Origin of the sequence: Arthrobacter sp. NyZ413 (genome assembly GCF_049390645.1) — a bacterium.
Lineage (GTDB): Bacteria > Actinomycetota > Actinomycetes > Actinomycetales > Micrococcaceae > Arthrobacter.
In genome coordinates this window covers 3,208,762-3,234,499 of sequence record NZ_CP155434.1, presented here as the reverse complement: position 1 = coordinate 3,234,499, position 25,738 = coordinate 3,208,762, and the positions used below count along the sequence as shown (strand labels likewise).

Below are 25,738 nucleotides of genomic sequence, written 5' to 3'. Positions count from 1 at the left end.
ACTGAGTTACTTTAATCGGTCAAGCTGGTTTCCATGACTTCACTCCAGCCGCCGCTGTGGCGCCGCGCCGTCGCCGAACTGCTTGGAACCTGCCTGCTTGTTTCGATTGTCGTCGGCTCCGGGATCGCCGCGCAGCGGCTCTCCCCGAACGATGTCGGCCTGCAGTTGCTGGAGAACAGCACCGCCACGGTGCTGGGCCTGACGGTGCTGATCCTCGTCTTCGGGCCCGTGAGCGGCGCGCACTTCAACCCGGTGGTCTCCGCCGCCGACTGGTTCCTCGGCAGGCGCAGCCGTACCGGCCTGACCCTGGCGGAACTGGGCACCTACGTGGTCGCCCAGGTTGTCGGCGCGATCGGCGGCAGCGTCCTCGCCAACGCCATGTTCGACGTCGGGACGTCAGTTTCGGTGAAGGACCGCGCCACCGGCGGGCACCTGCTGGGCGAGGTCGTCGCCACAGCCGGGCTGATCGTGCTGATCTTCGCCCTCGCAGTCACCAAGCGGGGCGCCCTCGCGGCACCCGCGGTGGGCGCCTATATCGGCGCCGCGTACTGGTTCACGTCCTCGACGTCGTTCGCGAACCCTGCCGTGACGGTGGGGCGGATCTTCAGTGACACCTTCGCCGGCATCGCTCCGGGCTCTGTTCCTGGTTTCGTTGTGGCGCAGCTGATCGGCGCCGTGCTGGGGCTGGGTCTGCTCGCTGTGCTGTTCCCCGCGGCGGCACGCAGCGCGGACGACGTCGTCCTCCCGCACTCCCTGGAAAAGACGGGCGCCTAGATGTCGCCTCGCTCATGCGGCGCGGCTTGAGCGGTGGATGGCGCTCCTGAGCCATGCCAAATATTGATGGCAGTCAATATTTGGGCACAATGGGTGGATGAACGCGTTGCCCATACTCGAACCAGTGACGGACGAAACCCGCTGCACCCCCGCCTCGCGGCCGGCCATGGGCGCCGAACACGCGAAGCGGAGCGCCCTGGTCTTCAAGGCACTGGCGGACCCGAACCGGCTTCGGCTGCTATCAATCATCAAGGCCGAATCTTCCGGCGAGACCTGCGCATGCGGTCTCATCGACCCCTTGGATCTTAGCCAGCCTACGTTGTCCCACCACCTGGAAATCCTGGTTGATGCCGGGTTGCTGCACCGGGAAAAGCGCGGCACCTGGGCTTACTACTCCTTGATGCCCGGAGCCCTCGAACGGGCCGCCGGTCTTCTGGGCAGCCTGTGACCGGCGCAACCGCGGACGTGTTGGTCCGGGCGATGCTGCCCGAGGACTGGCCCGCGGTGCAGGCGATATACGCGGAAGGAATCGAGACCGGTCAGGCCACTTTTGAAGCATCAGCCCCGGACTGGGAACAATTCGATTCCTCCAGGCTGGCCGATCACCGCTTCGTGGCGGTAGTTTCCGGCCGGGTGTTGGGCTGGACGGCTGTTTCCCCGGTATCGTCCCGTGCCGTCTATGCCGGTGTGGTTGAACACTCCGTGTATGTCGCGGGTTCGGCCCGCGGCCAGGGCGTCGGAGGCAGTTTGCTGCGGGCACTGGCAGCATCGACTGAGCAGCACGGAATCTGGACTATCCAGTCCAGCATCTTCCCTGAAAACCAGGCCAGCCTCCGCCTGCACCAGGCCAACGGCTTCACGATCGTCGGGCGCCGCGAACGGATCGCGCGAATGAGCTATGGGCCGGCTGCAGGCCAGTGGCGCGACACCTTGTTGCTTGAACGCCGCTCGGCCCGCGTCTGACGCCGACAGCGCCCTTTTCTGGCCATTTTGTATGTCAATGGGATCGTCAGGAACCAAAGTAGTCGCGCGCACCATGTGCACAAGCCGCGAAACCCGGTAGCGCCGGGACCAGTCTCTTGGAGAAAATTCGCATTAGTGTTCTTCCTGAGTCCGATAGAGATTTTCGATGACTCTCACGGCATGGCTTGTACCGATCTTGGGATACATGAGACGCAATTCCTTGACGGCAGCGTCCTCTCCTTGGTTTACGTGCATGGCCCGCAACCAGGTAATCTGCATGCCGGATAGGCGGAGTCCTGCTTTGGACATTTGATGCTGTTCCACTATCCGCCAAATGCTTACGTACGCTTGGGCAAGCGCGATCGCGATGACAAAGGGCGTCCAGGCATCCACCTTTAGAGGAGAAGTCAGGTACATCAACGTGAACAACACGGCGATGAAAAGACTTCCGGTGCCGAAGTTCTGGATTCGCACCCAATCCAAAAAGCCCATTGAGTGCAGCGGCGGAATCTCTGAGAGTGGAGCGCTCGCGGCTGGCTTCACTGACAGTGATGTGGAACCGAAAGCCAGGATCAGTAACCAAAAAAGGGGACTCGCAAGATCCCGGACTTCGGGCAGTGCCACGAAGGAGGACCCGAGGACCGCCACAGGCAGGATCACCCCGAGGATATCTGCTGCCTGCAGCCGCATGAGAACAGTAGGTGTTGACCTGCGGTCCCACAACAAAATTACCCAGCCTTGGATAAAAGCCCAGGCAGCCAACATTGCAGTTAGCGCCGTTGCTCTACCGATTTCTTGCTCGTTCAAGAGCACCGCGGATCGCCACAGGCCTAGACCGGAAGCAACTACTGCAACTCCACCACCTACGACAGACACCCGCTTCGCGTTACGTATCACTTTCATGAACGCCGTTCCTTGCCACTCAAGGACAGCGCCCCATCATGCTGCCTAGCTGCATTCTGGACCCGCGATCCCGGGCGCCGTCGGGAGGGGCCGGGCCCAATTCCGATTTCTGTGGACTTCGGCCGTAGTGGAAGCCACGGTAAACAATCAGTTAGCTTCCTAACTAGAGTGCCCGCTACCCGTACCGTCAATTCAAATAATTGGGGCGGGAGACTAAACGGATGCCCGGTCAAGGATTTCCTGAGGGCAGGATCGACATGTCCATCCACCGGTGGGAGAGTGAGTGCCATGTCATTCTTTCCGGAGGTTGAGAGGCCGGCAGAACCGCGTCCCACTCAGGTAGAAACGCCGATCTGGGTCAGACCGCCGTCGAACGAGCTGCCTGTTCCCGTAGCGGTAACGAAAGTTCTCGCTCGCCGGCTTGGTGCGGCCTTATGCTTGCGTCGCATCGACGTATACCGGGCGGGTTGCATGTTCGCTCTCTCGGTACGCGCCAGCCGTCTCGCAGACATGACGGATGATCAGTGGATTGATCTGATGGACAATCTTCAACCGCACCGTCCGTTCCGCAGACGGGGCACCGACGGATCGCTCCGGGTGGGTGTGGAACTACCTGACGGATCGAAAGTCATCGGCGACGACATGTCACGCCGCTATCCGTTCGACGGAGCGGAACCGGATCGTCCGCAGCTGACCATGCGCGGATGCGGGGGCGGCGGTTCCGCCGACAACTTCGACTATCGCATCGACGCCTGGTTGTGGCCGGCGCCGCAGGCCGGTTCCTTGCGTCTGGTTTATGACTGGCCCGCCCTGGAGCTCAGCGAAGGGTCGATCACCATCGAAACGGCACCGCTGGTCACCGCACGGGAAGACGTTCGCAACATTTGGACCCAATAATCCAAGCGCCCTGACACATGGGCTGACGCGGTCCAAACCGTCTACGAACGAGCTGTCTACGAATGCGGCGGCCCGGACAGAACGGTCGGAACGTACTCAAGCAGTTGGATGCGTCCGTCGAAGGTGCGGCTGCTGATGAGGTCGAGCGCAACGTCGGGGTAGCCGTCGTAGATCCGCTCCCTGCCGGTACTCCCTGTGATGACGGGGAAGACGACCACGCGGAAGCGATCCACCAGACCGGCATTCAGCAGCGAGCGGCACAAGGTGAGACTGCCGATTGTTCGCATGGATTTCGACTCGCCTGCTTTCATCTCGCGCACGGATTCAACAGCGTCCCGGGCGACGAGTTGCGTGTTCGCCCACGCGAGGGGTTCGCGCAGTGTCTTGGAGAAGACGATCTTCGACATGCCCGCCAGCGGTTCCGTACCTGGCTCGCTGGCGGCCGAGAATCCTGACATAACACGGTACGTCGTTGCGCCCATCAGCACGGTGTAGTCCGCTTCGGGGGCCTCTCCCAGCCACCCCAGGTACTCGGGCCCTTCAAGCCCCCACCAGCCCGGCCAACCCTCAGCCGCCGCGTAGCCGTCGAGGGAAGTGATGAAGTCGATGAGGAGTTCCGGCATTGTCGCGTCCTTGTCCATGAATCCCGGGTGGTGCCCCCATCCTCGCTCCGCGGAAGGACAACTACAACCCACGCGGCCGTTGTAGAGTTTGGCGAATGGAGTCCGTTGTGATGTACACCCTGCGCGAGGGCGTCGACCGCTCGCGTGTCCTCGAAACGTACCCTCGCCACAAGGCCTACTACGAGGCGTTCCGCGCTGCCGGTGGTGGCCTCGTCGCACTGGGGCCGTTCCAGGACGGGGACCAGGCCGCAGGGTCGATGGGGATTTTCACCTCACGCGAGGACGCAGAGCGCTTCATCGCCCACGATCCGTTTGTCACCGAAGGTCTTGCCGACCCCCGCATTCTCGAGTGGAACGCCGTCCACTTCGATTAGGATTTTCGCCCGTTCGGAACCAGCATCACCGCCGCGACGAGGGTCAGCCCTGCGCAGGTGGCGAAGATCCCGTGATATCCCAGAGGACTGATGGAGCCCAGGGCGATGATCGGCCCCGAAGCCACCGCGCCCAAGCGCGTTGTGTTCGTGTACACGCCTGATGCTAGGCCAAAGGGCCGCTGCCTCAACGAAGACGAAGCCGGCACCACACAGCTCGAAGAGCACAACCCCGCCCTCGTCCAGGAATGCGACGCACGCAAAGCAGCAAACCGCCATCAACCACGGCAGGGATTCCACTGGGTTCGCCCTGATGTCCCCGGGCGGGCCTGCTCGCGAACTATCCGTTGATAGGCCGGGTTGGGCCAGCGCTCTTTCAGCGGGACGCCGCCGAGGGATCCCTGGTCACGCGAGTGCGCCTGCGCAGGTGCTGCCGCAAGGTCAGGGGGCTGCGCCGTGCAACGAGGAATAGTGCCACTACGCCGGCGGCGAGGACGATTGCTCCGCCGGAGGCCACTGACCAGCGGGCTCCGAAGGTGGTGCCGATCCAGCCCATGAGCGGCGCTCCTACAGCTGTTCCGCCTTGGAGCGTGGCCAGGTAGAGCGCGAGCACCCGTCCGCGGAACCGGGGATCGACGGACAGCTGGATGCTTGTGTTGCAGCTGTTCAGGAACGTCATCGATGCGAGCCCTATCGGGACCAGGACCGTCGCGTAAAGCCAGAAAGATGGTGACACGCTTCCGATCAGCGTGAAGATTCCCAGGCCAAGGGCGCCCATGAGAAGGTATCGCATGCGTGGGGCGGACCTGCGGGCGGCAAGCAAGGCACCGGCAAGGGTTCCGATGGCCATGACCGAGCCCAATAGGCCGAACTCACCCGGACCCATGCCGAATACCGCCGTGGACATCAGGGCATTCGTGACCGGGAAGTTCATGCCGAAGGCGCCGAGGACGGCTACGAGGACAAGGATCATCACCAGGTCCGGACGTTGGCGCACGTAGCCAAGACCCTCGATGACCGGGTGCTTGCTTTGGGTTGATGGCTTTGACACGGTCCCGGATGGTTGGATCTTGACCAGTGACACGATGACGGCGGCGAAACTGGCGGCGTTGAGCAGGAAAACCGGTCCTGTTCCTGCCCATGCGATGAGCACTCCCGCGATTGCCGGACCGGTGAGCCGGGCTGTGTTGAAGGAGGCGGAGTTCAGCGACACTGCGTTGGCGATGTCTTCTTTTCCGACGAGTTCGGAGACGAAGGCTTGGCGGGCCGGGCCGTCAAAGGCGCTGGCCAGTCCCAGGCACAGCGCGGCGGCGTAAACCTGCCAGAGCTGCGCCGCACCGGTGACCACGAGGATCCCGACGGCGAGTCCGCATATTCCCATGGCCGACTGGGTCCATAGCAGGATCACGCGTTTGCGGTGGCGGTCGGCGAGCACGCCGGCGTAGGGACCGAACATGAGCATGGGAAGGAACTGCAGGGCCGTGGTGATGCCGACTGCCGTGCCTGAATGGTCCGTCAGGACCGTCAGGACAAGCCAGTCCTGCGCCACCCGCTGCATCCAGGTCCCGATGTTCGAGACCACGGCCCCGCTGGCCCACAGCCTGTAGTTCGGATTCCTCAATGCCCTGAAGGTGGAGCTCATTGGGCGCTCATCTCCTGCATGATGTGCGCGGCGCGGCTGAGGATCAGCCTGTCTTCCGGGCTCAGGCCGGCCACCCGCTGTGCCAGCCAGGCGGTCCGCTGGCCGCGCGCCTGTTCCAGGACGGCTTTGCCCGCCGGGGTGATGGCTACCTTGATTTGCCGGCCGTCCTCCGGGTGGGTTGTCCGGGAAACGAAGTCCTGCTCGGCCAGGGCGTTGATGATCCGGGTCATTGACGGCCCCTGGACGTGTTCACGTTGGGCCAGTTCCCGCGGTGTGCTGGGGCCGCCGCCGTCAAGATGGGCGAGCACCGTGTATTGCCCGGGCGTAATGGTCTCGCCGGTGGCCTCCACGCGCAGCCGCCGGGACGTCCGCATCACGGCGGTCCGAAGGTCGATCGCGAGAGTATCGGGATTGATCGGGTCCCCGCTGTCCTGTTTCGCTTTTTGGCTCATTGGCGTTGCCGTTGTGGGCCTCCCCGGGTCGATTCTTAGCAGAACTAATTAGCTATGCTAACAATTATCCACCAAAGCCATCCGGATGGAAAGCCACCAGGCCTGGGAATACCCCTAAGCAACCACCGACGGCTTGGGCTTGTGGCGCCGGAATTCACGCCACGTGATCCACACGATTAAGATGTCGAATGCCGTCAGGAGCGTCAGGCCCCATGAGAAGGAGACCAGGAGCTTATAGACCTGATACGCAATGAAGACCAACAGGAAAGCAATCATCCACGGATAGGCCCACAGCTTGTCCCTCAGGAGGGCCCACACGAGGACGACTTTCACGATGCCATGAAGCAACAGATAGATCGCCCCGAAGATCGACGCTGAGGCCGAAAGATTCCCCGTGGCATGGACCAGGGCGTTGGCGATGAGGTCGTGGGGATCCTCGGAGAGTTCATGCTGCGTCAAGAGGTGGACGATTGAACCGATTTGCCGGGGCGAGACGAACAGCAACAGGACCCCGCCCACGAGTTCCAGCACGCCATCGAGGCCTTTGAGGCCCAGGCTGATACGAAACGTGCGGTCGAGTGCCGTCCGCTTTTCCGCCGTTTGTCCGTTCGAGATATGTTCCATGACATTCCTCCTTTGAGACGGCCACTGCCTTTCCGGCCGACACGCCTGGCCGCCGCGCCTGGCCGCCGCGCCCGGCCGCCACGTCCGGCCACCGCGCGAAAAGCGCCTTGCCCGTGGCGCGGCGCCAAATGCGTCCGAACCTTCACCCTACCGGCTGGGCGTCAATCGGCGAGGCCGGCATGGCAACCGTCCTGCTCTTTGTTGCCATCTCGGATTACCATGTAGCCGTGACTGAAGCGACGAATTCCGGAGCAACAACCGTCTCCCCAAGGCGTGGCCGGGGCGATAAATCTTCGCCGACCATCTATGACATCGCGAAGCTCGCGGGGGTCAATCCTTCAACGGTGTCCCGGGCTTTGAGCAAGCCCGGACGGGTCAGTGCCAAGACGCAGAAGATCATTGAGGACGCCGCCGAGCAGCTCAACTACCGTGTGAATCCGTTCGCGAGGGCCCTTCCCACGGGGCGTACCCAGACCTTTGGCCTGATCGTTGCCGACATCACCAATCCGACGTTCTTCGACATCATCCGGGGTGCGGAATCCACGGGTTCAAGCCGCGATTACACCTTGGTGCTAGCCGAATCCGCGGAGTCGGCGGAGACCGAGGTCACGGCTTCGCGCCGGATGCTCAGCACCGTTGACGGACTGATCCTGGCGAGCCCCCGCATGGACGACGAACAGATACGTGCACTGGCCGCCGACAAGCCCGTGGTTGTCATCAACCGGGACGTCGACGGCGTGCCGTGCGTCGTTCCCGACGTCACCAAGGGGATCGGGCAGGCGGTGCGAAGCCTGGCGGCGAACGGCCACAAGCAGATCGCGTACGTCGCCGGCCCGGCGCAGTCCTGGATGTCCGCCCGCCGTTGGGAAGGCGTCCAGTCCGCCGCCGAATGGTCGAAGCTCGGGGCGGTTCGTGTGGAATCGACCAAACCGACCGTCGACGGCGGCCGCTACGTTGCGAGGGACATCCTGGAGAGCGGCGCGACGGCGGTCATCACCTACAACGACCTCCTCGCCATTGGACTCATGCAGGAACTGCAGGCCGCCGGAGTTCACGTCCCGGACCAGATCAGCATTGTGGGTTTCGACGACATCTTCGGGGCGGACTTCACGACGCCGCCGCTCACCACTGTGCGCTCGCCGTTGGGTGAGTGCGGCTCCCGTGCCGCCACGCTCTTGCTGGACATGCTCCACGGCAACGAAGGGCCGTCCGGAGCTATCCAAGTAGACACGGAACTTGTGGTGCGAGGCTCCAGCGGACGGCTCCTCGCCTAAGCGCGAACAGCTCTGAAAGAACCGCAATGCAACGGACCGGCAATTTTTGGCAACCGGTTGACAGTTTGTGTCAGCCGGACTCAAGATTGATCCATGTCACAGTCCATTGCAGCCAACCCTGACCGGCTCCTTCCCGCGGATCCCGGGACACGCAGCATCGCGCGTTCCCTGCTTGAACGCGTCCAGGACTTGCCCATCATTTCCCCCCACGGCCATGTTGACGCCGCCGTCATCGAAAACAACACCCCGTTCCCGGACCCGGCTGCGCTCCTCGTCAGCCCGGACCATTACGTCACCAGGCTGATCCATGCCAGCGGTGTCTCCCTCGACAAGCTGCGCTCGGGCAGCCCCGACTCGCCGGAATCCCGCGAGATTTGGCGGACGTTCGTCGAGGCCTGGCCGCTCTTTGAAGGCACAGCTTCCGGCTATTGGCTCCGGACCCAGTTCGAAAGCGTGTTCAAGCTCGGAGCCGACCTTGGCGAGATGTCCGCCGACGCGAGCTACGACGCCATCGCCGCGAAACTCGTCGAACCGGATTTCCGGCCTCGCCAGTTGTTCAAGGACTTCAACATCGAAGTTCTCGCCACTACCGACGACCCCCTGGACAACCTGGCAAGCCACAAGGCGCTCGCCGACGATCCCACGTTCAACGGACGCGTCCTGCCGACCTTCCGGCCAGATGCCTACTTGAACATCGCGCACCCGGAATGGGCCGCCAAGGTCGGGAGGTTGATCGAAACCGCAGGGGACGGCGCGAGCGGTTACGCCGGCTACATCGCGGGCCTGGAAAACCGCCGTCGTTATTTCGTGGAACACGGCGCGGTCTCCGCCGACCACGGCGTCCCTACGCCGGCCACCCTCAAGCTCGACGCCGCCGAAGCAGAGGCGCTCTTCGAAAGAGCCCGCGCAGGCAAGGCCACGGTAGCGGACCGCGACGCTTTCGAAGCGCACATGATATACCAGATGGCCCGGATGTCCGTGGAGGACGGCCTGGTCATGACCATCCACCCGGGTTCGTTCCGCAACCACCACCAGCCCACGTTCGAGGCCTTCGGCGCTGACACCGGACACGATATTCCGTTCGCCGTAAATTACACCGAAGCAATCAGGCCGCTGCTGCAGGACTTCGGCACGGACAAGAACCTGCACTTGGTCCTGTTCACCTTGGACGAGACCGTCTTTTCCCGCGAGCTCGCACCGCTCGCTGGCTTCTATCCTTCGGTGTACCTCGGCGCGCCGTGGTGGTTCCTGGATGCCCCGGATGCCATGCTCCGATTCCGCTCCGCGGTGACGGAAACAACGGGCTTCTCAAGGTCGTCCGGTTTCATCGACGATACGCGGGCTTTCTGCTCCATTCCTGCCCGGCATGACGCATCCCGTCGGATCGAAGCATCCTTCCTGGCCCGGCTCGTCGCCGAGCACCGCGTCACGGAAGACCGCGCGCACGAGGTGATTGTCGACGTCGTCGACTCCTCGCCGCGGAGGGTATTCAAGCTGTGAGCATCGAACAACGGATCCTTCCCCAACTGAACCGCGTCACCAAGCCGTTCAGCAGGGCGCCGATCCGCATTGTCCACCTGGGTTTGGGGGCTTTCCACCGCTCCCACCAAGCCTGGTACACGCAGCACGCGGGCGATGCGGCCGAGTGGGGGATCGCCTCCTTCACGGGCCGCCGGCCGGATGCCGCCACCGTCCTCGCGGCTCAAGACGGGCTGTTCACGGTGGTGGAGCGGTCCGACGCAGGCGACTCGTTCGAGGTGATCGGCAGCGTGGTCGAGGCAATTGACGGCGCCGACGTCGCACGCTTCGCCGGACTCATCGCCGCGCCACTCACCTCGGTGGTAACGCTGACCATCACGGAAGCCGCCTACGGTCTCGGTGCCGACGGCAAGCTCGACGCGAACGCGCCCGTCCTGGCGGCCGACCTCGCGGCACTCATCGGCCGTTCAAGGACGCCCACGACGCCGTTGGGCCGCTTGGTCTTCGGCCTCGCCGCCCGCAGGGATGCCGACGCTGGCCCCCTCGCCGTCGTGTGCTGCGACAATCTTGCCAACAACGGAACCGTCGCCAGGAACGCCGTCGTAGGGATGGCAAAGGCGGTCGACGGCGGCCTCGCCGCCTGGATAGATGCCAACGTAGGTTTCGTCGGCACGTCCGTGGACCGCATCACGCCGCGTACCACCGAAGCCGATATCGACGCCGTTTCCGCTGCGTGCGGATACCGCGACGACGCGCCGGTGGTTGCGGAGCCGTTCCGCAACTGGGTGCTCAGCGGCGACTTCCCGGCCGGACGCCCGCGCTGGGAAGACGCCGGAGCTGTTTTCGTCGACGAAATCGAACCTTACGAAAACCGCAAACTGTGGCTTCTCAACGGGGCACATTCCCTCCTGGCCTACGCCGGGCAGTTACGAGGCCACAAAACCGTCGCCGAAGCCCTTGCCGACGACTCGTGCCGTGAAGCAGTTGAAGCGTTCTGGGACGAGGCAGCCGCCCACCTCCACGGTGAGGGCCTGGAAATCCCCGCGTATCGCGCCGCCCTCCTGGAGCGATTCGGCAACTCCCGGATCGAGCACCACTTGGCCCAGATCGCTCTGGACGGGACCACCAAGCTACGGATGCGCGCGCTGCCCGTCCTCCGGGCTGAAAGAGCGGCCGGCCGAAGCGGTGAGGCCACCGCACGCGTGATCGCTGCGTGGACCGCTTATACCGCCGCCGGCTCGGGAATCCAGGATCTGCAGGCTTCAGGCATTGCGTCCGCCAATCTCCTGGAGGGCAGCGCCCGCATCGAGGCGTTGTTGTCCCTCATTGATGCCGGCCTCGCTGCCGATCGCGCAGTCGTGGACCTCGTCGAAAGCCTCGCCACGAGCTTCGACAGCGCCGGCCACCTCAACTAACTCCGAGTTTGTGTACACCTGATACCCCTTAAAACCGGTTTTAAGGGGTATCAGGTGTACACAAACTCGCGTGGAGATTTTTGGCAACCGATTGCCTATTCGTTGCCGAGGTGATTAGAATTACATAAAGCTTCAACAATCCAGGGACAGCTTCAACCGGACGATTCCCCCGGAACCCTGTCCCGCCCGCGACGATGCGTTAGGACTTTTCCATGCTGAAACCCCAAGCCAACTCCATGCGCGAGCTCGTCAATCTCGACGGTCTCTACGCGTTCAAGGTCGATGTCCACCGCTCCGGCCACACCGAAGAGTGGTTCAAGCGCCCGCTTCGCAGCGATCTCGAGATGGCCGTCCCCGCGAGCTACAACGACATCTTCGCCGACCAGGCCATCCGCGACCACGTCGGATATGTCTGGTACCAGCGAGAAGTCCGCGTCCCGCGCGGTTGGGCAGGGGAGCGGATCCACATTCGCCTCGACTCCGCCACCCACGAAGGCATGGTTTACGTCAATGACCAGCTCGTCGCCCAACACGTCGGTGGATACATGCCGTTCAGCGCCGACATCACGGACCTCGTCGAGGCCGGCCGGAGCTTCCACCTCACCATCGCCGTCAACAACGAACTGACGCGCGCAACCATCCCGCCCGGCAAGATCGTTGTCACCGAAGATGGCCGCCGCCAGCAGGCCTACCTGCACGACTTCTACAACTACGCGGGCCTGCACCGGAGCGTCTGGCTCTACAGCACTCCCGCGACCGCCGTTGAGGACATCACCGTGGTGACCGGGTACGACGGCGAGACCGGCACGGTGGACTATGTCGCCGTCGTGCGTGGTGAAGGAAGGGTACGCGCGTCGCTCCGTGACGCCGACGGCGTCGAGGTCGCCACCGCGGAAGGTGCCTCCGGCACGCTGTCCATTCCCGGCGTCGTACTCTGGCAACCGGGCGCCGCCTACCTGTATGAGCTCACCGTGGAAGTGCTCGACGACGGCGGAACGTTGCGTGACGAATACAGCCTCCCGGTCGGCGTGCGTACCGTTGAAGTGAAAGGGAAGCAGTTCCTGATCAACGGAGAACCGTTCTACTTCACGGGCTTCGGCATGCACGAGGACCACTCGTCCATCGGCAAGGGCCACAGCAACGCCCACATGGTCAACGACTTCCAACTGCTCGCGTGGACCGGCGCCAACTCCTTCCGGACCTCGCACTACCCCTACGCCGAAGAAGTCCTCGAATACGCCGATCGCCATGGCATCGTGGTCATCAACGAGACTCCGGCTGTGGGGCTGCATTTGGGATTCGGGGCTGTGTTTGGCGGGATCGCTGAAAAGACCTACGTGGACGGCGGAATCGACGGCAATACCGCCGCCAGCCACCGCCAATCCATCTCGGAGATCGTCGCCCGGGACAAGAACCATCCCTCAGTCGTCATCTGGAGCATCGCCAACGAACCCAACGCCTCGGAGGAAGGGGCGCGCGAGTACTTCCAGCCCCTGGCCGAATTGGCGCGCGAACTGGACCCGACCCGTCCGGTGGGGTACGTCAACGTCATGTTCGATACGCCGGACAAGGAACTCATCGGCGATCTCTTCGATGTCATCATGCTCAACCGCTACTACGGCTGGTACCTGAACAACGGTGACCTGCAATCGGCCGAACAGGCGTTGAAAAAGGAACTCCTCGCCTGGGAAACGAAGTACGGCAAGCCCATGATCATGACCGAATATGGCGCCGACACCATGCCTGGCCTCCACTCCCTCTACGCCCAACCGTGGAGCGAGGAATACCAAGCTGGATTCCTGGACATGTACCACCGCGTCTTTGACCGCGTGGATGCCATGGTGGGCGAACAAGTGTGGAATTTCGCCGACTTCCAGACCTCCAACGGAATCATGCGCGTGGACGGCAACAAGAAGGGCGTCTTCACCCGGGACCGCCGGCCCAAAACCGCCGCCTTCGCCCTGCGTTCGCGCTGGAGCATCCTCAACAACCGCAAGCCAAAGGCCTAGCGCCATCTCATCGCAATGCCGGGGCTTTCAGCACCGGCAAGGGTAAAGGAGCCCGCAATGAACAAGCTCAACAAGGTCAGCATTTTCGGCTATGGTGCCGGCGATGCCGCCAACAACCTGGCCTTCACCACAGCCACCATGTTCCTCCTGGTGTACTACACCGACGTCGCCGGGATATCGGCCGCCGCGGCGGGTACGCTCCTGCTTACCGTCCGGATCTTTGACGCCTTCTCGGACGTCTTCGCCGGAAGGCTGGTCGACCGGGCCTTCAGCCAGCGTTTCGGAAAATTCCGGCCATTCATCATGTTTGGCTCCATTCCGCTGCTGTTGCTGAGTGTCGCGTCGTTCTCGATTCCGCAAATCGGCGAAACCGGCATGCTGCTTTATGCCTACGTGACGTACGCGGCCCTCGGACTGGCCTACTCCCTGGTCAACATCCCCTATGGCTCGCTGGCCGGGGCCATGACCCAAGATGCGGGAGAACGCGCGAAGCTGGGATCGGCACGCATGGTGGGTGCCCTCCTGGTCAGTTCCGCACTGGGCATCTTCGTTGCGCCGCTCATCAAGCCCGGGGTCAACCTCCAAGCGGTATTCACTACGATCACCCTGGTCTTCGTGGTGATCGGGGCGGCCCTGTATTTCTTCACTTTCCTGACGGCAAAGGAACGCGTGCACCGTTCCGTGCCGAAGGTTTCCTTCAGCCAAAGCATGGCGACGCTGAAGACCAACCGGCCGCTCCTCATGCTGTGCCTCAGCTCCTTCCTGTTCCTCACCGGATACATGGCCATGTCTTCCGTGCAGCTCTACTACTTGAGGGACGTCCTGGGCCGCTTGGACCTTTACGCCCTGCTTTCGATCATCCAGTTGGTGGTGACGCTCGCCCTGGCTCCGCTCATGCCAAGGCTCGTCCGCAAGTTCGGCAAGAAAACCATTTACGTTGCCGCCGGAGCGTTTGCCATCGTTGGCGGAGCAATTGTCTTCTTCGCTCCAGCCGCCATGCTCTGGTTCGGTTTCGCCGGCCTCCTCCTGAGCATGCTTGGGGTCATGGCCGTCAACATCGTGGTGTGGGCCTTGGAAGCTGACACCGTGGAGTACGGCGAATGGAAGACCGGGGTCCGGACCGAAGGCATCACGTACGCGCTGTTTTCCTTTACCCGCAAGACCGGACAGGCCGTCGGCGGCGCATTGGCCGCCTATGCGTTGGCGATCGGCGGATACAAGTCCGGAGCCACCCACAGTGCCGAATCGCTGCAGGCCATCCAGTTTGCCGCAGGAGCCCTGCCCGCAATCATGACCATCCTGGCAGTCGCTGTCATGTCCAAGTACAAGCTGACGGACGCCCTCCACGAGCGGATCGTCAGGGAGATCGCCGCCCGCCGTTCGGCCGCAGTGCAGCACCCGGAAATGGAAGCTTCCTTGAAGTAACCGCTGCGCCCCCAACCAACCCTCGAGTTTGTGTACACCTGACACCCCCTAAAACCGGTTTTAAGGGGTGCCAGGTGTACACAAACTCGAGGAGAATCAATATTGCAACCGGTTGCCAAATATTGTCATCCAAGCTAATCTCATCAATATCCGCGTTGTGATGCACATCGCATTCTCTTCGGATCAGCCCTCGATCAGCCCTCTATCAGCACTCCGTCAGCACCCGTGAAAGGACCGGCTGTGAAAATCATTGCCGCTGAAGTCTTCGTGACCAGCCCTACCCGCAATTTCGTCACCCTTCGGATTACGACGGAGGACGGTGTCACCGGCATCGGCGACGCCACCTTGAACGGCCGGGAACTCGCCGTCGCCGCCTACCTCAAGGAGCACGTCGCGCAGTTGCTGATAGGCAAAGATCCGCACCGGATCGAGGACACCTGGCAGTTCCTGTACCGTTCCTCGTACTGGCGGCGGGGTCCGGTCACGATGGCGGCGATTGCCGCCGTCGACATGGCGTTGTGGGACATCAAGGGCAAGATCGCCGGGCTGCCTGTCTACCAACTCCTGGGCGGGGCGTCGCGCAACGGCCTGCGCGCCTACGGGCATGCATCGGGTTCGGACATTCCCTCGCTGTTCGACTCCATCCGGGAACACCTGGAGCTCGGGTACAAGTCCATCCGGGTCCAGACCGCGATTCCTGGCATCAAGGCCGTGTATGGCGTCGCCGCGCAGGCACAGGCCTCGGGGGAGCGCTACGACTACGAACCCGCGGGCCGCGGTGCGTTCCCGCAGGAAGAGGATTGGGATACACGTGCCTACCTGCGCCACCTGCCCACCGTCTTCGAGGCTGTGCGCAACGAGTTCGGTCCGGAGATCCCGCTGCTGCACGACGGCCACCACCGCATGACCCCGATCCAGGCCGCGAAGCTCGGCAAAGCCCTGGAACCGTACGATCTCTTCTGGCTGGAGGACTGCACGCCGGCCGAGAACCAGGAAGGCCTGCGCCTGGTCCGCCAGCACACCACAACGCCGCTGGCCATCGGGGAGATCTTCAACACGGTCTATGACTTCCAGACCCTCATCAAGGAACAGCTCATCGACTACGTCCGGGCCGCGTCCACGCACTTCGGCGGGATCAGCCCGTTGAAGAAGGTCATGGACTTCGCCGCGCAGTACCAGATCAAGTCCGGCTTCCATGGGCCTACCGATATTTCCCCGGTCGGTTTCGCGGCGCAGCTGCACGTGGGCCTGGCCATCCACAACTACGGCATCCAGGAATACATGCAGCACTCGGAGAAGACCAACGAGGTCTTCCAGCAGTCCATGACCTTCACCGACGGCTACCTGCACCCAGGCGACAGGCCAGGACTCGGCGTCGAATTCAACGAGGAAGCCGCGAACGCCTTCCCGTACCAGCAGGCCTACCTGCCTTACAACCGCCTCGTGGACGGCACCGTCCATGACTGGTAATGTCAGCGCCCCGCAGTAGTATGCGGGCATGCCTGACGAGCCTGAGTACCCTGCGCCCTTGAACGCCGTCGCCGCGCCTTCGCCCCGCCAGACCGAGCCTTTGTCTACGGTCTCCCGGGTGCCGGTGATCGCCAAGTTCGTCTGGCCGAAGTACATCCAGTACGTTCCCGCCATGGTAACCCGGACGGCCGAGGGCAAGGTGCTGGTGCAATGGTGGCCGAATCCTTTTGGATCGGCCACCAGGTCCACCTGGTTGAAGGATACGGATATCCGGGCGGAACTCCGTTACGCGAAATGAGTCATGCTGCCGGGTTCGCGACGTCCACCAGGCGGGTGTTGTCGTCCACGAGTTCCACCGGCCTCAGGGTCCAGTTCGACGCCACCTTGTACGCATCGGCGAGCACGGCGTCCAACAGTTCCTGCCCCCTGGTTTCCTTGGGGTCGATCCAATCGTCGATCATGTCCGCGGCGATCGGTACGGGGAGCCGGTCGTGGAGGTTGTGCAACCGCTCATGGACGCCGTCCGGCGGCGAATCCATGGTCAGGATGGTGCAGGACAATCGCCAGGCGCCGGGAGCTGACCTGTCTTCGATGTTGGGGTCGCGCCACGGCGCGAACAGGCCGGCGAAGGTGATCAGTTCATCTTGCGGTTCAACAATGTAGCGCTGCTTGGGGTCCTTGCGGCCCGGCCCCGACTTCTTCCACTCGTAATAGGCCGACGCCGGAACAACCGCCCGCCATTTGGGCAGGGAAGCCTTGAACGCCGGAAGCCGCGCCGCTGTTTCCGAGCGCGCGTTCCAGGTAGGCACTTTCGAATCGAACGTCTTGGAGAACGACGGCACCAAGCCCCACCGCCCCGCGGCGAGTTCCCGGCCCACCGAGTCGTCTTGCGCCCTGCCGCGCAGGAAGACCACAGGATCTGTTGGGTTGATCTGGAGGGTCGGCGAGGGATAATCGGTATCCCCGCGCAAGACCGCGCCCAGCTTCCTTGAGAGATAGTCCGCTTCGAAACCCACACTGAACCGACCACACATAGCGATATTCTTACCTAGCACGTGGAATCCGCGCCAGTACTGGTGGGTTTTCCGGACCCTGGCGGGCGAGCGCAGCAACCGGACATCGGGAAGGAAATCTCATGGGCAATTCCCTGGGCGGTGACACACCGGGGGGCCACGGACCGATCCCGCCATTGAGCGGACCGATCCCCCCATTGAGCGGTCCGGTCCTGGCAGGCGTGCTTCCGAACCAAGGTGCGGCAGTTGTTCGGAAAGCGGCCGAAGTAGCGCTGGGCGCGGGTTTGGAACTGGTCCTCGCATTCGCAGATGTCACGAGTTTCCCGGCGGCGGGGGACCGCGACGGGCACGTGGCGGCACAATCGATCGACCCCGACGGCATCGACGACGACGCCACGGCTATAGCGGAGTCGCTCAAGTCAGAGGTCGAGGGTCTTTTGCGGGACACGGACCTGCCGTGGTCGTTCGTGGTCCTCGCGGGGGAACCGGCCCGGTCGTTGGGGCGCTACGCCGCATCCATCGCCGCGTCGATGATCGTCGTGGGAACCAAGGAACATGGTTTGGGGTCCAAGTTCGAGGGATTGGTCACCGGATCGGTTGCGCTTCACCTGGCCCACACCCAAAACCGCCCGGTACTGGTTGTTCCCTTGGGGCAGCATCGCTCCGGCAGGGATGAATGAGGGAGAACGGGAGCGCGGCCGCGACCGGCGTCGGGGCTGAAACGCCGCACGCCAAGCCGGGTAGGCCACATCGCCCGATCCACCTGCACGGCGGATTCATCCTGCTCGTGGTGGCGGGAGGGATCCTGGGCGCCTTGAGCCGTTATGCGTTCGGTTTGGCCGTTCCGCCTCCGGGAGGGTGGCCGTTGGCCACCTTGCTCATCAATTTGTCCGGAGCTTTTGCCCTGGGGTGGCTCCTTGAGGGCCTCGCGAGGAGCGGTCCCGACGCCGGACTCCGCCGGGTTGCCCGGCTCGCCGTCGGTAGCGGGTTCCTTGGCGCCTACACCACCTACAGCACCCTGGCCCTCGACTCGGTGCATCTCTTCAGTGCCGGTCGTTCCGCGGATGCCCTGTGGTACTTGGCCGCTAGCCTGTTCGGCGGGGCCCTCGCCACAACCCTCGGCATCTGGTTCGGCACATTCCGGCATCGTACCGTTCAAGGAAAGAAGCCATGACCGTCCTGTTGATCGCATTGGCCGGTGGCGTAGGCGCAGCGGCACGTTTCATCGTTGACGGGCTGGTCCGCTCCTGGGCCCGCACCGCTTTGCCGCTCGGGACGATCATCATCAACGTTTCGGGATCATTGCTCATGGGGATCCTGGCCGGCTTCGTGATGGCGAAGCATGCGCCCGAATCGCTGCAACTTGTCCTTGGCACCGGGTTCCTGGGCGGGTACACCACCTTCAGCACGGCAAGCCTGGAAACAGTCAGGCTCGTCCAGAGCGGACGGCCGGCCTTGGCCGTCCTCAACGGGCTCGGCACCATGGTGGCGTGCGTCGCGGCGGCGGCTACCGGCGTCGGGCTTGTCACGCTGCTCTGAGCCGGCGGGTCCTCCAGGTCAGCTACCGGAGATCTCGATTTCGTCGAAGGGCTCTGACGACTCCACCCTGTCCAGGATCGATACCCGGCTGACGATCCTGGCCAGGTCTTCGGACCGGGCGTTCGTCTTGTGCGCCGGGTCCTGGGCGATGTCCCAATCCAAGGGGCCGTTACCGATCAGGAAAAGGGTGATGTCCTGCTCATAAAGGACATCGACCACATCGCTGAACCGCTCCCAAGCCTTCGCCGATCCGACGGCGGATTCATGGGAAGGTGACGGTACGCCGTCGATCACCCACGTGCGGTGTTCCTCCGCCAACGCGCGATAATCCTCAGCCGACGCCGGCCAACCGCACAGTTCCGCGAAACCGATCCACAGGACGTCCTCCGCGGACTTGACGTTGAGCGGCTTCGTCGTCGGGAGGAGCACGTGCCGTTGGGATGGCTGCGGCGTGAACAGCCCGAACGCGCCTAACTGGGCCGACGTCCCGGGGGTGATGATGCGGCCCTTGCTGAACGCTTCTCCGGCGCGGAACCCGTCCGGCGCATCAACGGCAACAGGGGCCTCGGTGGTCGTGAACTCGGTGCTTTCCTTGTCCTCCACGCTCTCCATCATCTCCTTCATCACACGTTAGAGCCAGCTTTTCTTCTTGAAGATCCAGTACATGATCAGTGAGGCCGCGACCATCATGCCGATCGCCATCGGATAGCCAAAGGGCCAATGGAGCTCGGGCATGACGTCGAAGTTCATTCCGTAGAGCCCGGTAACGAAGGCCGGCGCGAAGAAAATAGCCGCCCATGACGAGATCTTCTTGGTTTGCTCGTTTTGCGCCGCGCTTGCCTCGTTCTGGCGGTTCGCGGTCAAGGTGCCGTCGAGCGTCAGGGCGTTTTGCAGGAGGTCGCGGAAGCCATTCGCGCGGGAGATGACCTGCTCTACGTGGTCCTCCACGTCCCGGAGGCTTCGCTGCAGTTCAATGTCCACCCCGTACTTCACGAATCCGCGTTTGAGGGATGCCATCATTTCCGGCAAGGGATTGATGGCGCGCTGGAACTGGATGACTTCGCGTGCCAGTTCGTAAATCCGGCGGGACACGTCGGGATCGCCGCCGAACAGTTGGTCCTCGATTTCGTCGATGTCGTTTTCCAGTCCGGCAATGACGGGGCCGTAGTCGTCCACTACTTGGTCCAGCAATGCGTACAGCACGGCTTCCGGGCCATGGCGCAACAGCTCTGGCCGTTCCTCCAGTTTGCGCCGCACGCGCGCGACACCCGGCGTCTCGGCGTGGCGGACGGTCACCACGAAGTTGCTACCGGTGAAGATGTGGAGCTCGCCGAACTCCACGGTCTCTGTTTCGTCGAGGTACCGGGCTGGCCGGAGGACGGTGAAGAGGTTGTTGTCGTAGCGTTCCAGCTTGGGCCGCTGGTGGGCGTTGACGGCGTCCTCGACGGCGAGTAGATGGAGTCCGAATTCGGCCGCCAGCGCTGACATTTCAGCTTCGTCCGGCCGGTAGAGGCCGATCCATACCATCCCGCCGTGGGCGGCCAGCGTTTCGACGCTTTGCTCCAGGTTTTCCGGAGTGGCGGTCCGGATGCCGTCAACGTAGACGGCGTTGTCGATGATGGTCACAACGTGGTTCTCCTTCCTTTACTGCATTGCCCCGATGATGGCCCCGGCGACGGTCATCGCCACAATATCGTGGCCTGAATCGATCACGGTGACGGCGGAGGGCTTGCCTGCGAAGCCATTGTGGATGACGTGGCCGCCAGCACGGAAGACGACGGCCACCACCAATGCGAAGAACGCCGCGGGAAGGCTTCCGTGCACGTCGAGCCTGCCGATGAGGACCGCGAGGACAATGCTCGTCAGGGCCGCCGCCACGATCATGGGGACCCAGATCCGCGTCCCGCCGTCGATCTTCTTGAGGTCCTCTTCGGTCTTGCCGATCGCTTCCATCCATCTCCGGCCGAGGACCGCGGGCATGTACCAAATGAACCCGATCACCAGGCTGGAAACGAAGGCCAGGAGTATGGCCAGCCAGTTGAGCTGCGACATAGAAGTGAGCCAATCCATTCTGGAATCCTAGTCGTCCACGGTGGGCGGTACCTCGGGAGCCTGCTGCGGCTTCCGCTTTTTCGTTTCGGCGGTTTCCACCAGCCTGCCGATCAGCGGCTCTGTCCGGTAGGGGATATGGGTGTGCAGCGCGAGGACCGTTTCGGTGCGGATCACGCCTTTGATCCTGAGGATGGCGCGGAGGGCTGTCTGCAGGTTGTGCGTGTCCGTGGCCACCACCCTGCACAAGAGGTCGCCCCTCCCGGAGATCTCGTGCACTTCCAGCACTTGCTGGATGCGCCGCAGGGCGCCGATGACGCCGTCCAGTTCGCGGTGGGTCACCTCCAGGGTGACGAAGCCGACGACGTCGTAGCCCACCTTTTCGAGGTCCACTTCACGTCCGCCGTCGTTCAGCACGCCCGAGCGGACAAGGCGCCGCATGCGGGACTGTGCCGTGTTGCGGGCGATCCCGAGGGATTCGCTGAGCTCGCCGATCTGGACGCGCGGATCGCGAATCAGTTCCAGAAGGATCTTGAGGTCGGTGGGGTCCAGCGGATGCACTCATCACTCCAAATCAATTACGGCTACCGGGGCGCACCAATTTTGACTGTTTTGGTCAACTATTCCATAGCTTTCTGCTCAAAAGGGCAGGGCTAGGCCATTCTGTTGCCATCGATATCCGGCTGTCGCGTCCCTGCCCACAAAGCGGGAGGCGTCGCGGCCATAGAAGCGAAGGCACGGAAATGACTGTCTTGAGCGAACTCCGCATGCGTCCGGCCACCGCCGGCCGCTGGGGCTGGGACGCATCCACCACGGCGCGGTTGGTTCTTGCCGGCGCCGTGATGTTCACGTTGCTGGTCGGCGCCAACCTGGCCAGCCCGCTGTATCCGCTGCTCGAAGTCCGGCTGGGAATTTCGTCCCTCGGCGTTACCGTGGCGTTCGCGAGCTACGTCGTGGCGCTCGTGGCTGTGCTCATGCTCGCGGGCCATTGGTCGGACCACATCGGTCGACGGGCTGCCCTCGTGCTGGCAGTGGTGGTGGGGCTGGCCGGTGGCCTGGTTTTCGCGTCGGCCGACAACCTGCTGATGCTCTCGCTCGGCCGGATGCTTCAAGGAGTCGCGGTGGGCCTGGCTACCGGAGCCAGCTCCGCCGCCCTGCGGGAGTTGCTTCCCTACCGGCCCGAGTGGGCTTCCCGCTTCACGCTGCTTTCCTCGTCCGGGGGAGTGGCTGCAGGACCAGCCATCGGTGGGTTGCTTTCCCTCCTGCCCGGGCCGACGTCGACGCCGTTCTACGTCCACGCAGCTGCCTTGGTCTTCCTGCTGGTCCCTTTGTGGCTGCTCAAGGCGCGTCCTGCCATTCGGCCCGCGGACGGCCCCCGTCCATACATTGTCCTTGCGCCTCGTCGGCCGTCGGTATCGAGGGACGCCCGTGGAGCGTTTTGGCTCGCTTCCAGCGTGGGTTTTTTGAGCTTCGCCGTGTTCGGGTTCTGCCTTTCGTTGGCCCCCGGATACTTCGCCGCAGTGGTGCACGCCGATTCGCGTCCCATGATGGGGGTCCTGGCTGGACTGACCTTGGGCGCTTCAGCGCTGAGCCAGCTTGTGACCGTCAGAAGCCGCTTCGCGGTGCCCGCGGGACTCGCGGTCCTGGGCGTGTCCGTCCTGTTGCTCGGAGTGGCTGCGTCCATGTCCAATCCCGTCCTGCTCGTGGCCGCGAGCCTGGCCGCCGGCGTGGGGCAAGGCCTCTCATTCCGGACCGTTTTCAATGACGTTGCCGGCAAAGTCGAGGCATCCCGGCACGCCCAGATCATCAGCACGGTGTACGTGATCACTTACCTGGGCAGCGCAGTGCCGGTGGTGGGCCTCGGAGCTGCCGCGTCCGTCTTGGGACTGGGACCCGCTGCCAGCGCTTTCACCGTCGTGTGCGGCGTCGCAGCCATGGTGCTCGCCGCGGTTTCCGTCCGTGGAGCGCTCGCGAAGCGCTGAAGGGCTCCGCCAGGCTACCAAAATTGCAAAGATAGGTTTGCAAAGAAATCCTTGCAAAGGTTTCTTTGCAAGCGTACCGTTTGGTACATGGACAAGGTTCAGGAACCGGGCGTTCCCCTCCGCAAGGTGGACACGGCGTCCCTTAAGGCACTCGCGCATCCGTTGCGGGTGCAAATTCTCGAGATGCTCTCCCGTTACGGCGCGCAGACTGCGTGCAGCCTGGCTGAACTCCTGAACGAATCCAGCGGCGCAACGAGCTACCACCTTCGGCAGCTTGCCAAATTCGACTTCGTGCGCGAAGTCGAAGGCAAAGGGACGGCGCGGGAGCGGTGGTGGGAGCGCCCCAAGGGTGCCATCCAGATCACTTCGCCCGAATTGGCGCAATCTCCCGCCACGCAGGAGGCTTCACGGCTCGTCACGCGTGAATTCGAACGCAACAGGCAGTCCGTCCTCGCGGATTTCATGGCCCACGGCATGGATTCACTTGGCGAGGAATGGCTGGAGGCTGCCATCGTCAACACCGCGAACGCCCGCATGTCCGCCGAGCAGCTCCACCGCTATTCCCATGCCGTGGAGGCAATGGCCTACAAGCTGCTCGAGGAAATTCGGAGCGAGCCCGAACAGGAAGACGCCCGTCCTGTGCAGATCCATTTCAACGCGTTCCCGATCCTGGGCGTCCCCGCATGGGCCGGGGACAAGAAATCCCGCGACGCCAAGTCGCATGCAGCAATTACCGAAGGGAAACAGTCATGAGCACCGCCACCGCATCATGCGGCACTTATCGCCGGCCCTCAATGTTGGAATCGGCGGCCGCGGGAATCGGGTCAAGCCTGGTTTCCTGGTCCGAGCGCAGGCGCTACGTCCCGCCCGTGGATCCTGGTCTGCAGCGTGCTGCTTTGATGCGTCGCCGGGAACTCACGGAATTGCGGCAGGACGCAATCGGGGCGGCACACTCCGGCCTGGAACCCCGCGGCTAAGGGAACAGCCGCTAAGAAGCTATTCGGGCAGGGGCCCGTGGTTGCCTTGGATGTGCTCGAAGACGAGGGTCGTCTCCGTGTGGCCCACTACGGGATCGGTAGCGAGGTTGTCCAGGACCCAGTCGCGGAGGTCGTCCGTGTTTGCGACGGCGATGTGCAGCAGGTAGTCCACGGAACCCGAAGTGTGGAATGTGGAGATGACGGCGGGAAGCGCAGGCACGCGGGCCGTGAAGCGATCAATCTGGTCGCGGTCGTGGGCGCGCAGGCGGACGGCGATGAGGGCCTGCACCGAGCGTCCGATGGCCGGAAGGCTCAGGACCGCTTCGAAACCTTCGATGATCCCGCGCTCGGAAAGCGAACGCGTACGCATGAGGGCCGTGGACGGTGCGATGCCTACGAGTTCCGCCAATTGCTTGTTGGAGATGCGTGCATCGTCAACCAGTGCCGCGAGAATACGCTCGTCGATCGCGTCCAATGGTTCGCTGATCCCGACGGGGCGAACATTCTTCGGGGTGGTGGTCACGGATCCTCCTGAAAGCACTATCTATTCATCATAGACGGCACTTTCCGCATATCCCATTTATTTCCAACACGAATTCCGAATTTTAGGGAGATTCGCACCCAATTCTCCGGTGAATCGTTTCTTGAGTGCTGTAGTGGCGGCGGAGGGGCCGCGACCCGCGCCGGCGCGGCGTCTCTGGAATCCTACGTCAAGCGGGCTCCTGAGGCTGCCTGTGCGACTTGCGGGTGTAGCAATTCCATTCCCGCCCGGCCTTCCAGGGCATCCGCCAGACGTGCGTGTGAGCCATGGCTATCCGCGCCCGGCCGCATTAGCATAAATGGACTGGGGTTGTCAATTCCAATGGTGAATCAGATGACTCGGGGAGGCACTAGGGATGAGTGATATCAGTCCATTACGGAATGCGGTCCGCCACGGGAGCGGCCTCAAGCAATTGGGAGGAACGTGGGGCGAACTCCTTGCGGAGTTTCTCGGCACGTTTGTCTTGATCTCCTTCGGTGACGGCGTTGTGGCCATGGCGGTCGCCGCTTTGCCCGGCTCAGGCAGGGCAGCCACACCCACTACGATCTTCATGGCGGCCGGTGATTGGCTGTTGATCACATGGGGATGGGCCCTGGCGGTGACGCTGGCGATCTACGTCGGGGGCGGAGTGAGTGGCGCCCACATCAATCCGGCCGTGACGGTGGCTTTCGCCATACGGAGGAAATTTCCATGGAAGAAGGTCGGGCCTTACATTGTGGCCCAAGTGGTCGGTGCCTTCGCCGGCGCCGCCCTCGTGTACCTCCTGTATCACGACGCCATTGACGCCTACAACAAGGCCGTCGGTACGGGGCGGGGCGATCCGAAGGGGCTGGCGACGTATTCGATCTTCGCGACCTTCCCGGCGCCGTACTTCAATGGAAACCCGGTAGGCCCGCTTATCGACCAGATTGCGGGCACGGCCTTCCTCGTCATGTTCGTGGTGGCAATCATCGACCTGCGCAATACGGCTGTCCAGGCGAACCTCGGTCCGTTCATGATCGGCCTGGCCGTCGCGGCGATCGGCATGTCGATCGGCGCGAACGCCGGCTATGCGATCAACCCCGCCCGTGACTTCGGCCCGAGGCTGTTCGCCTGGCTGGCAGGATGGGGAAACACGGCGCTTCCGGGAACGGTGGACGGATCATTCAGTTGGTACTTCTGGGTGCCGATCGTCGGTCCCCTCGTGGGTGGCGTGATCGGCGTCCTGATTTACGACTGGTTCATTGGTGACGTCCTGCACGCGCGGGCGCGGCTCGCGGAAGAACCGCCTCCGGGGCGTACCGGCGTCGATGACGTCCAGACGGCGGAGAGCTAGG

General features: G+C 63.2%; 31 protein-coding genes. 19 read left to right on the top strand and 12 right to left on the bottom strand.

Annotated features, from left to right (window positions below):
- The first annotated feature begins 33 nt into the window (after positions 1 to 33).
- The 3 genes from ABCW42_RS15070 to ABCW42_RS15060 all read left to right on the top strand — a co-directional run bounded on the left by ABCW42_RS15070 (position 34) and on the right by ABCW42_RS15060 (position 1,737).
- On the top strand, positions 34 to 774 hold the full coding sequence (locus ABCW42_RS15070) for an aquaporin (RefSeq protein WP_423181980.1): 741 nt from the start codon (positions 34 to 36) through the stop codon (positions 772 to 774).
- 97 nt (positions 775 to 871) lie between these two features.
- A complete protein-coding gene (locus ABCW42_RS15065) occupies positions 872 to 1,222 on the top strand; it encodes an ArsR/SmtB family transcription factor (protein WP_423181979.1) in 351 nt (116 codons plus the stop codon).
- A gap of 32 nt (positions 1,223 to 1,254) precedes the next feature.
- A complete protein-coding gene (locus ABCW42_RS15060; RefSeq protein WP_423184913.1) occupies positions 1,255 to 1,737 on the top strand; it encodes a GNAT family N-acetyltransferase in 483 nt (160 codons plus the stop codon).
- 132 nt (positions 1,738 to 1,869) lie between these two features.
- On the opposite strand, the gene ABCW42_RS15055 is transcribed toward ABCW42_RS15060, so the two are convergent.
- On the bottom strand, positions 1,870 to 2,640 hold the full coding sequence (locus ABCW42_RS15055) for a hypothetical protein (protein ID WP_423181978.1): 771 nt from the start codon (positions 2,638 to 2,640) through the stop codon (positions 1,870 to 1,872).
- A 471-nt stretch (positions 2,641 to 3,111) separates the two neighbouring features.
- Here ABCW42_RS15055 and ABCW42_RS15050 point away from each other — a divergent pair, with 471 nt between their 5' ends.
- Entirely contained in the window at positions 3,112 to 3,537 is a 426-nt protein-coding gene (locus tag ABCW42_RS15050; RefSeq protein WP_423181977.1) for a hypothetical protein, read from the top strand.
- Positions 3,538 to 3,593: 56 nt separating this feature from the next.
- On the opposite strand, the gene ABCW42_RS15045 is transcribed toward ABCW42_RS15050, so the two are convergent.
- Positions 3,594 to 4,160: a dihydrofolate reductase family protein gene (locus ABCW42_RS15045; protein WP_423181976.1), complete on the bottom strand. Its 567-nt coding sequence runs from the start codon at positions 4,158 to 4,160 to the stop codon at positions 3,594 to 3,596.
- Positions 4,161 to 4,255: 95 nt separating this feature from the next.
- On the opposite strand from ABCW42_RS15045, the gene ABCW42_RS15040 reads away from it, so the two are divergent.
- Positions 4,256 to 4,534: a YciI family protein gene (locus tag ABCW42_RS15040; protein WP_423181975.1), complete on the top strand. Its 279-nt coding sequence runs from the start codon at positions 4,256 to 4,258 to the stop codon at positions 4,532 to 4,534.
- Here ABCW42_RS15040 and ABCW42_RS15035 read toward each other — a convergent pair.
- From ABCW42_RS15035 to ABCW42_RS15020, 4 genes are all read right to left on the bottom strand, one after another.
- Positions 4,531 to 4,689: a hypothetical protein gene (locus ABCW42_RS15035; RefSeq protein ID WP_423181974.1), complete on the bottom strand. Its 159-nt coding sequence runs from the start codon at positions 4,687 to 4,689 to the stop codon at positions 4,531 to 4,533. The two genes, ABCW42_RS15040 and ABCW42_RS15035, sit on opposite strands and share 4 nt — an antisense overlap.
- 218 nt (positions 4,690 to 4,907) lie before the next feature.
- Positions 4,908 to 6,173 (bottom strand): MFS transporter, encoded by a 1,266-nt coding sequence (locus tag ABCW42_RS15030; RefSeq protein ID WP_423181973.1) that lies wholly within the window; start codon positions 6,171 to 6,173, stop codon positions 4,908 to 4,910.
- A complete protein-coding gene (locus ABCW42_RS15025) occupies positions 6,170 to 6,625 on the bottom strand; it encodes a MarR family winged helix-turn-helix transcriptional regulator (RefSeq protein ID WP_423181972.1) in 456 nt (151 codons plus the stop codon). The genes ABCW42_RS15030 and ABCW42_RS15025 overlap by 4 nt, the downstream gene beginning before the upstream one ends.
- Before the next feature lie 114 nt (positions 6,626 to 6,739).
- Positions 6,740 to 7,249: a DUF2127 domain-containing protein gene (locus ABCW42_RS15020; protein WP_423181971.1), complete on the bottom strand. Its 510-nt coding sequence runs from the start codon at positions 7,247 to 7,249 to the stop codon at positions 6,740 to 6,742.
- 128 nt (positions 7,250 to 7,377) lie between these two features.
- On the opposite strand from ABCW42_RS15020, the gene ABCW42_RS15015 reads away from it, so the two are divergent.
- The 7 genes from ABCW42_RS15015 to ABCW42_RS14985 all read left to right on the top strand — a co-directional run bounded on the left by ABCW42_RS15015 (position 7,378) and on the right by ABCW42_RS14985 (position 16,619).
- The gene (locus ABCW42_RS15015) at positions 7,378 to 8,523 is read left to right on the top strand and encodes a LacI family DNA-binding transcriptional regulator (protein WP_423181970.1); all 1,146 of its coding nucleotides are present in this window, start codon (positions 7,378 to 7,380) and stop codon (positions 8,521 to 8,523) included.
- 93 nt (positions 8,524 to 8,616) lie between these two features.
- Positions 8,617 to 10,023 carry a glucuronate isomerase gene (uxaC, locus tag ABCW42_RS15010; protein ID WP_423181969.1) on the top strand — a complete coding sequence of 469 codons (1,407 nt, stop codon included), beginning with the start codon at positions 8,617 to 8,619 and terminating at the stop codon, positions 10,021 to 10,023.
- Positions 10,020 to 11,417, top strand: a complete 1,398-nt coding sequence (locus ABCW42_RS15005; RefSeq protein ID WP_423181968.1) for a mannitol dehydrogenase family protein — start codon at positions 10,020 to 10,022, stop codon at positions 11,415 to 11,417. The genes uxaC and ABCW42_RS15005 overlap by 4 nt, the downstream gene beginning before the upstream one ends.
- A gap of 212 nt (positions 11,418 to 11,629) precedes the next feature.
- The gene (gene uidA, locus ABCW42_RS15000; RefSeq protein WP_423181967.1) at positions 11,630 to 13,426 is read left to right on the top strand and encodes a beta-glucuronidase; all 1,797 of its coding nucleotides are present in this window, start codon (positions 11,630 to 11,632) and stop codon (positions 13,424 to 13,426) included.
- 57 nt (positions 13,427 to 13,483) lie between these two features.
- Positions 13,484 to 14,851, top strand: a complete 1,368-nt coding sequence (uidB, locus tag ABCW42_RS14995) for a glucuronide transporter (RefSeq protein ID WP_423181966.1) — start codon at positions 13,484 to 13,486, stop codon at positions 14,849 to 14,851.
- A 240-nt stretch (positions 14,852 to 15,091) separates the two neighbouring features.
- Positions 15,092 to 16,321, top strand: coding sequence for a D-mannonate dehydratase ManD (gene manD / locus ABCW42_RS14990; RefSeq protein WP_423181965.1), 1,230 nt, complete (start codon positions 15,092 to 15,094; stop codon positions 16,319 to 16,321).
- 28 nt (positions 16,322 to 16,349) lie between these two features.
- Positions 16,350 to 16,619, top strand: coding sequence for a hypothetical protein (locus tag ABCW42_RS14985; RefSeq protein ID WP_423181964.1), 270 nt, complete (start codon positions 16,350 to 16,352; stop codon positions 16,617 to 16,619).
- A 1-nt stretch (position 16,620) separates the two neighbouring features.
- On the opposite strand, the gene ABCW42_RS14980 is transcribed toward ABCW42_RS14985, so the two are convergent.
- Positions 16,621 to 17,355 carry an SOS response-associated peptidase gene (locus ABCW42_RS14980; RefSeq protein WP_423181963.1) on the bottom strand — a complete coding sequence of 245 codons (735 nt, stop codon included), beginning with the start codon at positions 17,353 to 17,355 and terminating at the stop codon, positions 16,621 to 16,623.
- A 101-nt stretch (positions 17,356 to 17,456) separates the two neighbouring features.
- On the opposite strand from ABCW42_RS14980, the gene ABCW42_RS14975 reads away from it, so the two are divergent.
- Genes ABCW42_RS14975 through crcB form a run of 3 tightly spaced genes read left to right on the top strand, consistent with a single transcriptional unit; the run spans position 17,457 to position 18,873 of the window.
- Positions 17,457 to 18,014: a universal stress protein gene (locus ABCW42_RS14975; RefSeq protein ID WP_423181962.1), complete on the top strand. Its 558-nt coding sequence runs from the start codon at positions 17,457 to 17,459 to the stop codon at positions 18,012 to 18,014.
- Positions 18,011 to 18,508 (top strand): fluoride efflux transporter FluC, encoded by a 498-nt coding sequence (locus ABCW42_RS14970; RefSeq protein ID WP_423181961.1) that lies wholly within the window; start codon positions 18,011 to 18,013, stop codon positions 18,506 to 18,508. The genes ABCW42_RS14975 and ABCW42_RS14970 overlap by 4 nt, the downstream gene beginning before the upstream one ends.
- Positions 18,505 to 18,873 carry a fluoride efflux transporter CrcB gene (gene crcB, locus ABCW42_RS14965; protein WP_423181960.1) on the top strand — a complete coding sequence of 123 codons (369 nt, stop codon included), beginning with the start codon at positions 18,505 to 18,507 and terminating at the stop codon, positions 18,871 to 18,873. Before ABCW42_RS14970 ends, crcB begins: the two co-directional genes overlap by 4 nt.
- 18 nt (positions 18,874 to 18,891) lie before the next feature.
- Here the strand turns inward: crcB and zapE are convergent, their stop codons facing one another.
- From zapE to ABCW42_RS14945, 4 genes are read right to left on the bottom strand one after another with little or no spacing between them, the layout of a single operon-like run.
- On the bottom strand, positions 18,892 to 19,485 hold the full coding sequence (gene zapE, locus ABCW42_RS14960) for an AFG1/ZapE family ATPase (RefSeq protein ID WP_423181959.1): 594 nt from the start codon (positions 19,483 to 19,485) through the stop codon (positions 18,892 to 18,894).
- 18 nt (positions 19,486 to 19,503) lie between these two features.
- On the bottom strand, positions 19,504 to 20,499 hold the full coding sequence (corA, locus tag ABCW42_RS14955; protein ID WP_423181958.1) for a magnesium/cobalt transporter CorA: 996 nt from the start codon (positions 20,497 to 20,499) through the stop codon (positions 19,504 to 19,506).
- An 18-nt stretch (positions 20,500 to 20,517) separates the two neighbouring features.
- Positions 20,518 to 20,943 carry a DUF1761 domain-containing protein gene (locus ABCW42_RS14950; protein WP_423181957.1) on the bottom strand — a complete coding sequence of 142 codons (426 nt, stop codon included), beginning with the start codon at positions 20,941 to 20,943 and terminating at the stop codon, positions 20,518 to 20,520.
- 9 nt (positions 20,944 to 20,952) lie between these two features.
- Positions 20,953 to 21,483, bottom strand: a complete 531-nt coding sequence (locus ABCW42_RS14945; RefSeq protein ID WP_423181956.1) for an Lrp/AsnC family transcriptional regulator — start codon at positions 21,481 to 21,483, stop codon at positions 20,953 to 20,955.
- A 182-nt stretch (positions 21,484 to 21,665) separates the two neighbouring features.
- Here ABCW42_RS14945 and ABCW42_RS14940 point away from each other — a divergent pair, with 182 nt between their 5' ends.
- From ABCW42_RS14940 to ABCW42_RS14930, 3 genes are all read left to right on the top strand, one after another.
- On the top strand, positions 21,666 to 22,904 hold the full coding sequence (locus ABCW42_RS14940) for an MFS transporter (protein ID WP_423181955.1): 1,239 nt from the start codon (positions 21,666 to 21,668) through the stop codon (positions 22,902 to 22,904).
- An 87-nt stretch (positions 22,905 to 22,991) separates the two neighbouring features.
- Entirely contained in the window at positions 22,992 to 23,657 is a 666-nt protein-coding gene (locus tag ABCW42_RS14935) for an ArsR/SmtB family transcription factor (RefSeq protein WP_423181954.1), read from the top strand.
- Positions 23,654 to 23,881 carry a 2-nitropropane dioxygenase gene (locus tag ABCW42_RS14930; protein ID WP_423181953.1) on the top strand — a complete coding sequence of 76 codons (228 nt, stop codon included), beginning with the start codon at positions 23,654 to 23,656 and terminating at the stop codon, positions 23,879 to 23,881. The genes ABCW42_RS14935 and ABCW42_RS14930 overlap by 4 nt, the downstream gene beginning before the upstream one ends.
- A 19-nt stretch (positions 23,882 to 23,900) precedes the next feature.
- Here ABCW42_RS14930 and ABCW42_RS14925 read toward each other — a convergent pair whose 3' ends face one another.
- Positions 23,901 to 24,404 carry an Lrp/AsnC family transcriptional regulator gene (locus tag ABCW42_RS14925; RefSeq protein ID WP_423181952.1) on the bottom strand — a complete coding sequence of 168 codons (504 nt, stop codon included), beginning with the start codon at positions 24,402 to 24,404 and terminating at the stop codon, positions 23,901 to 23,903.
- A gap of 373 nt (positions 24,405 to 24,777) precedes the next feature.
- Between ABCW42_RS14925 and ABCW42_RS14920 the strand changes: the two genes are divergently transcribed.
- Positions 24,778 to 25,737, top strand: coding sequence for an MIP/aquaporin family protein (locus tag ABCW42_RS14920; protein WP_423181951.1), 960 nt, complete (start codon positions 24,778 to 24,780; stop codon positions 25,735 to 25,737).
- Position 25,738 lies beyond the last annotated feature (1 nt).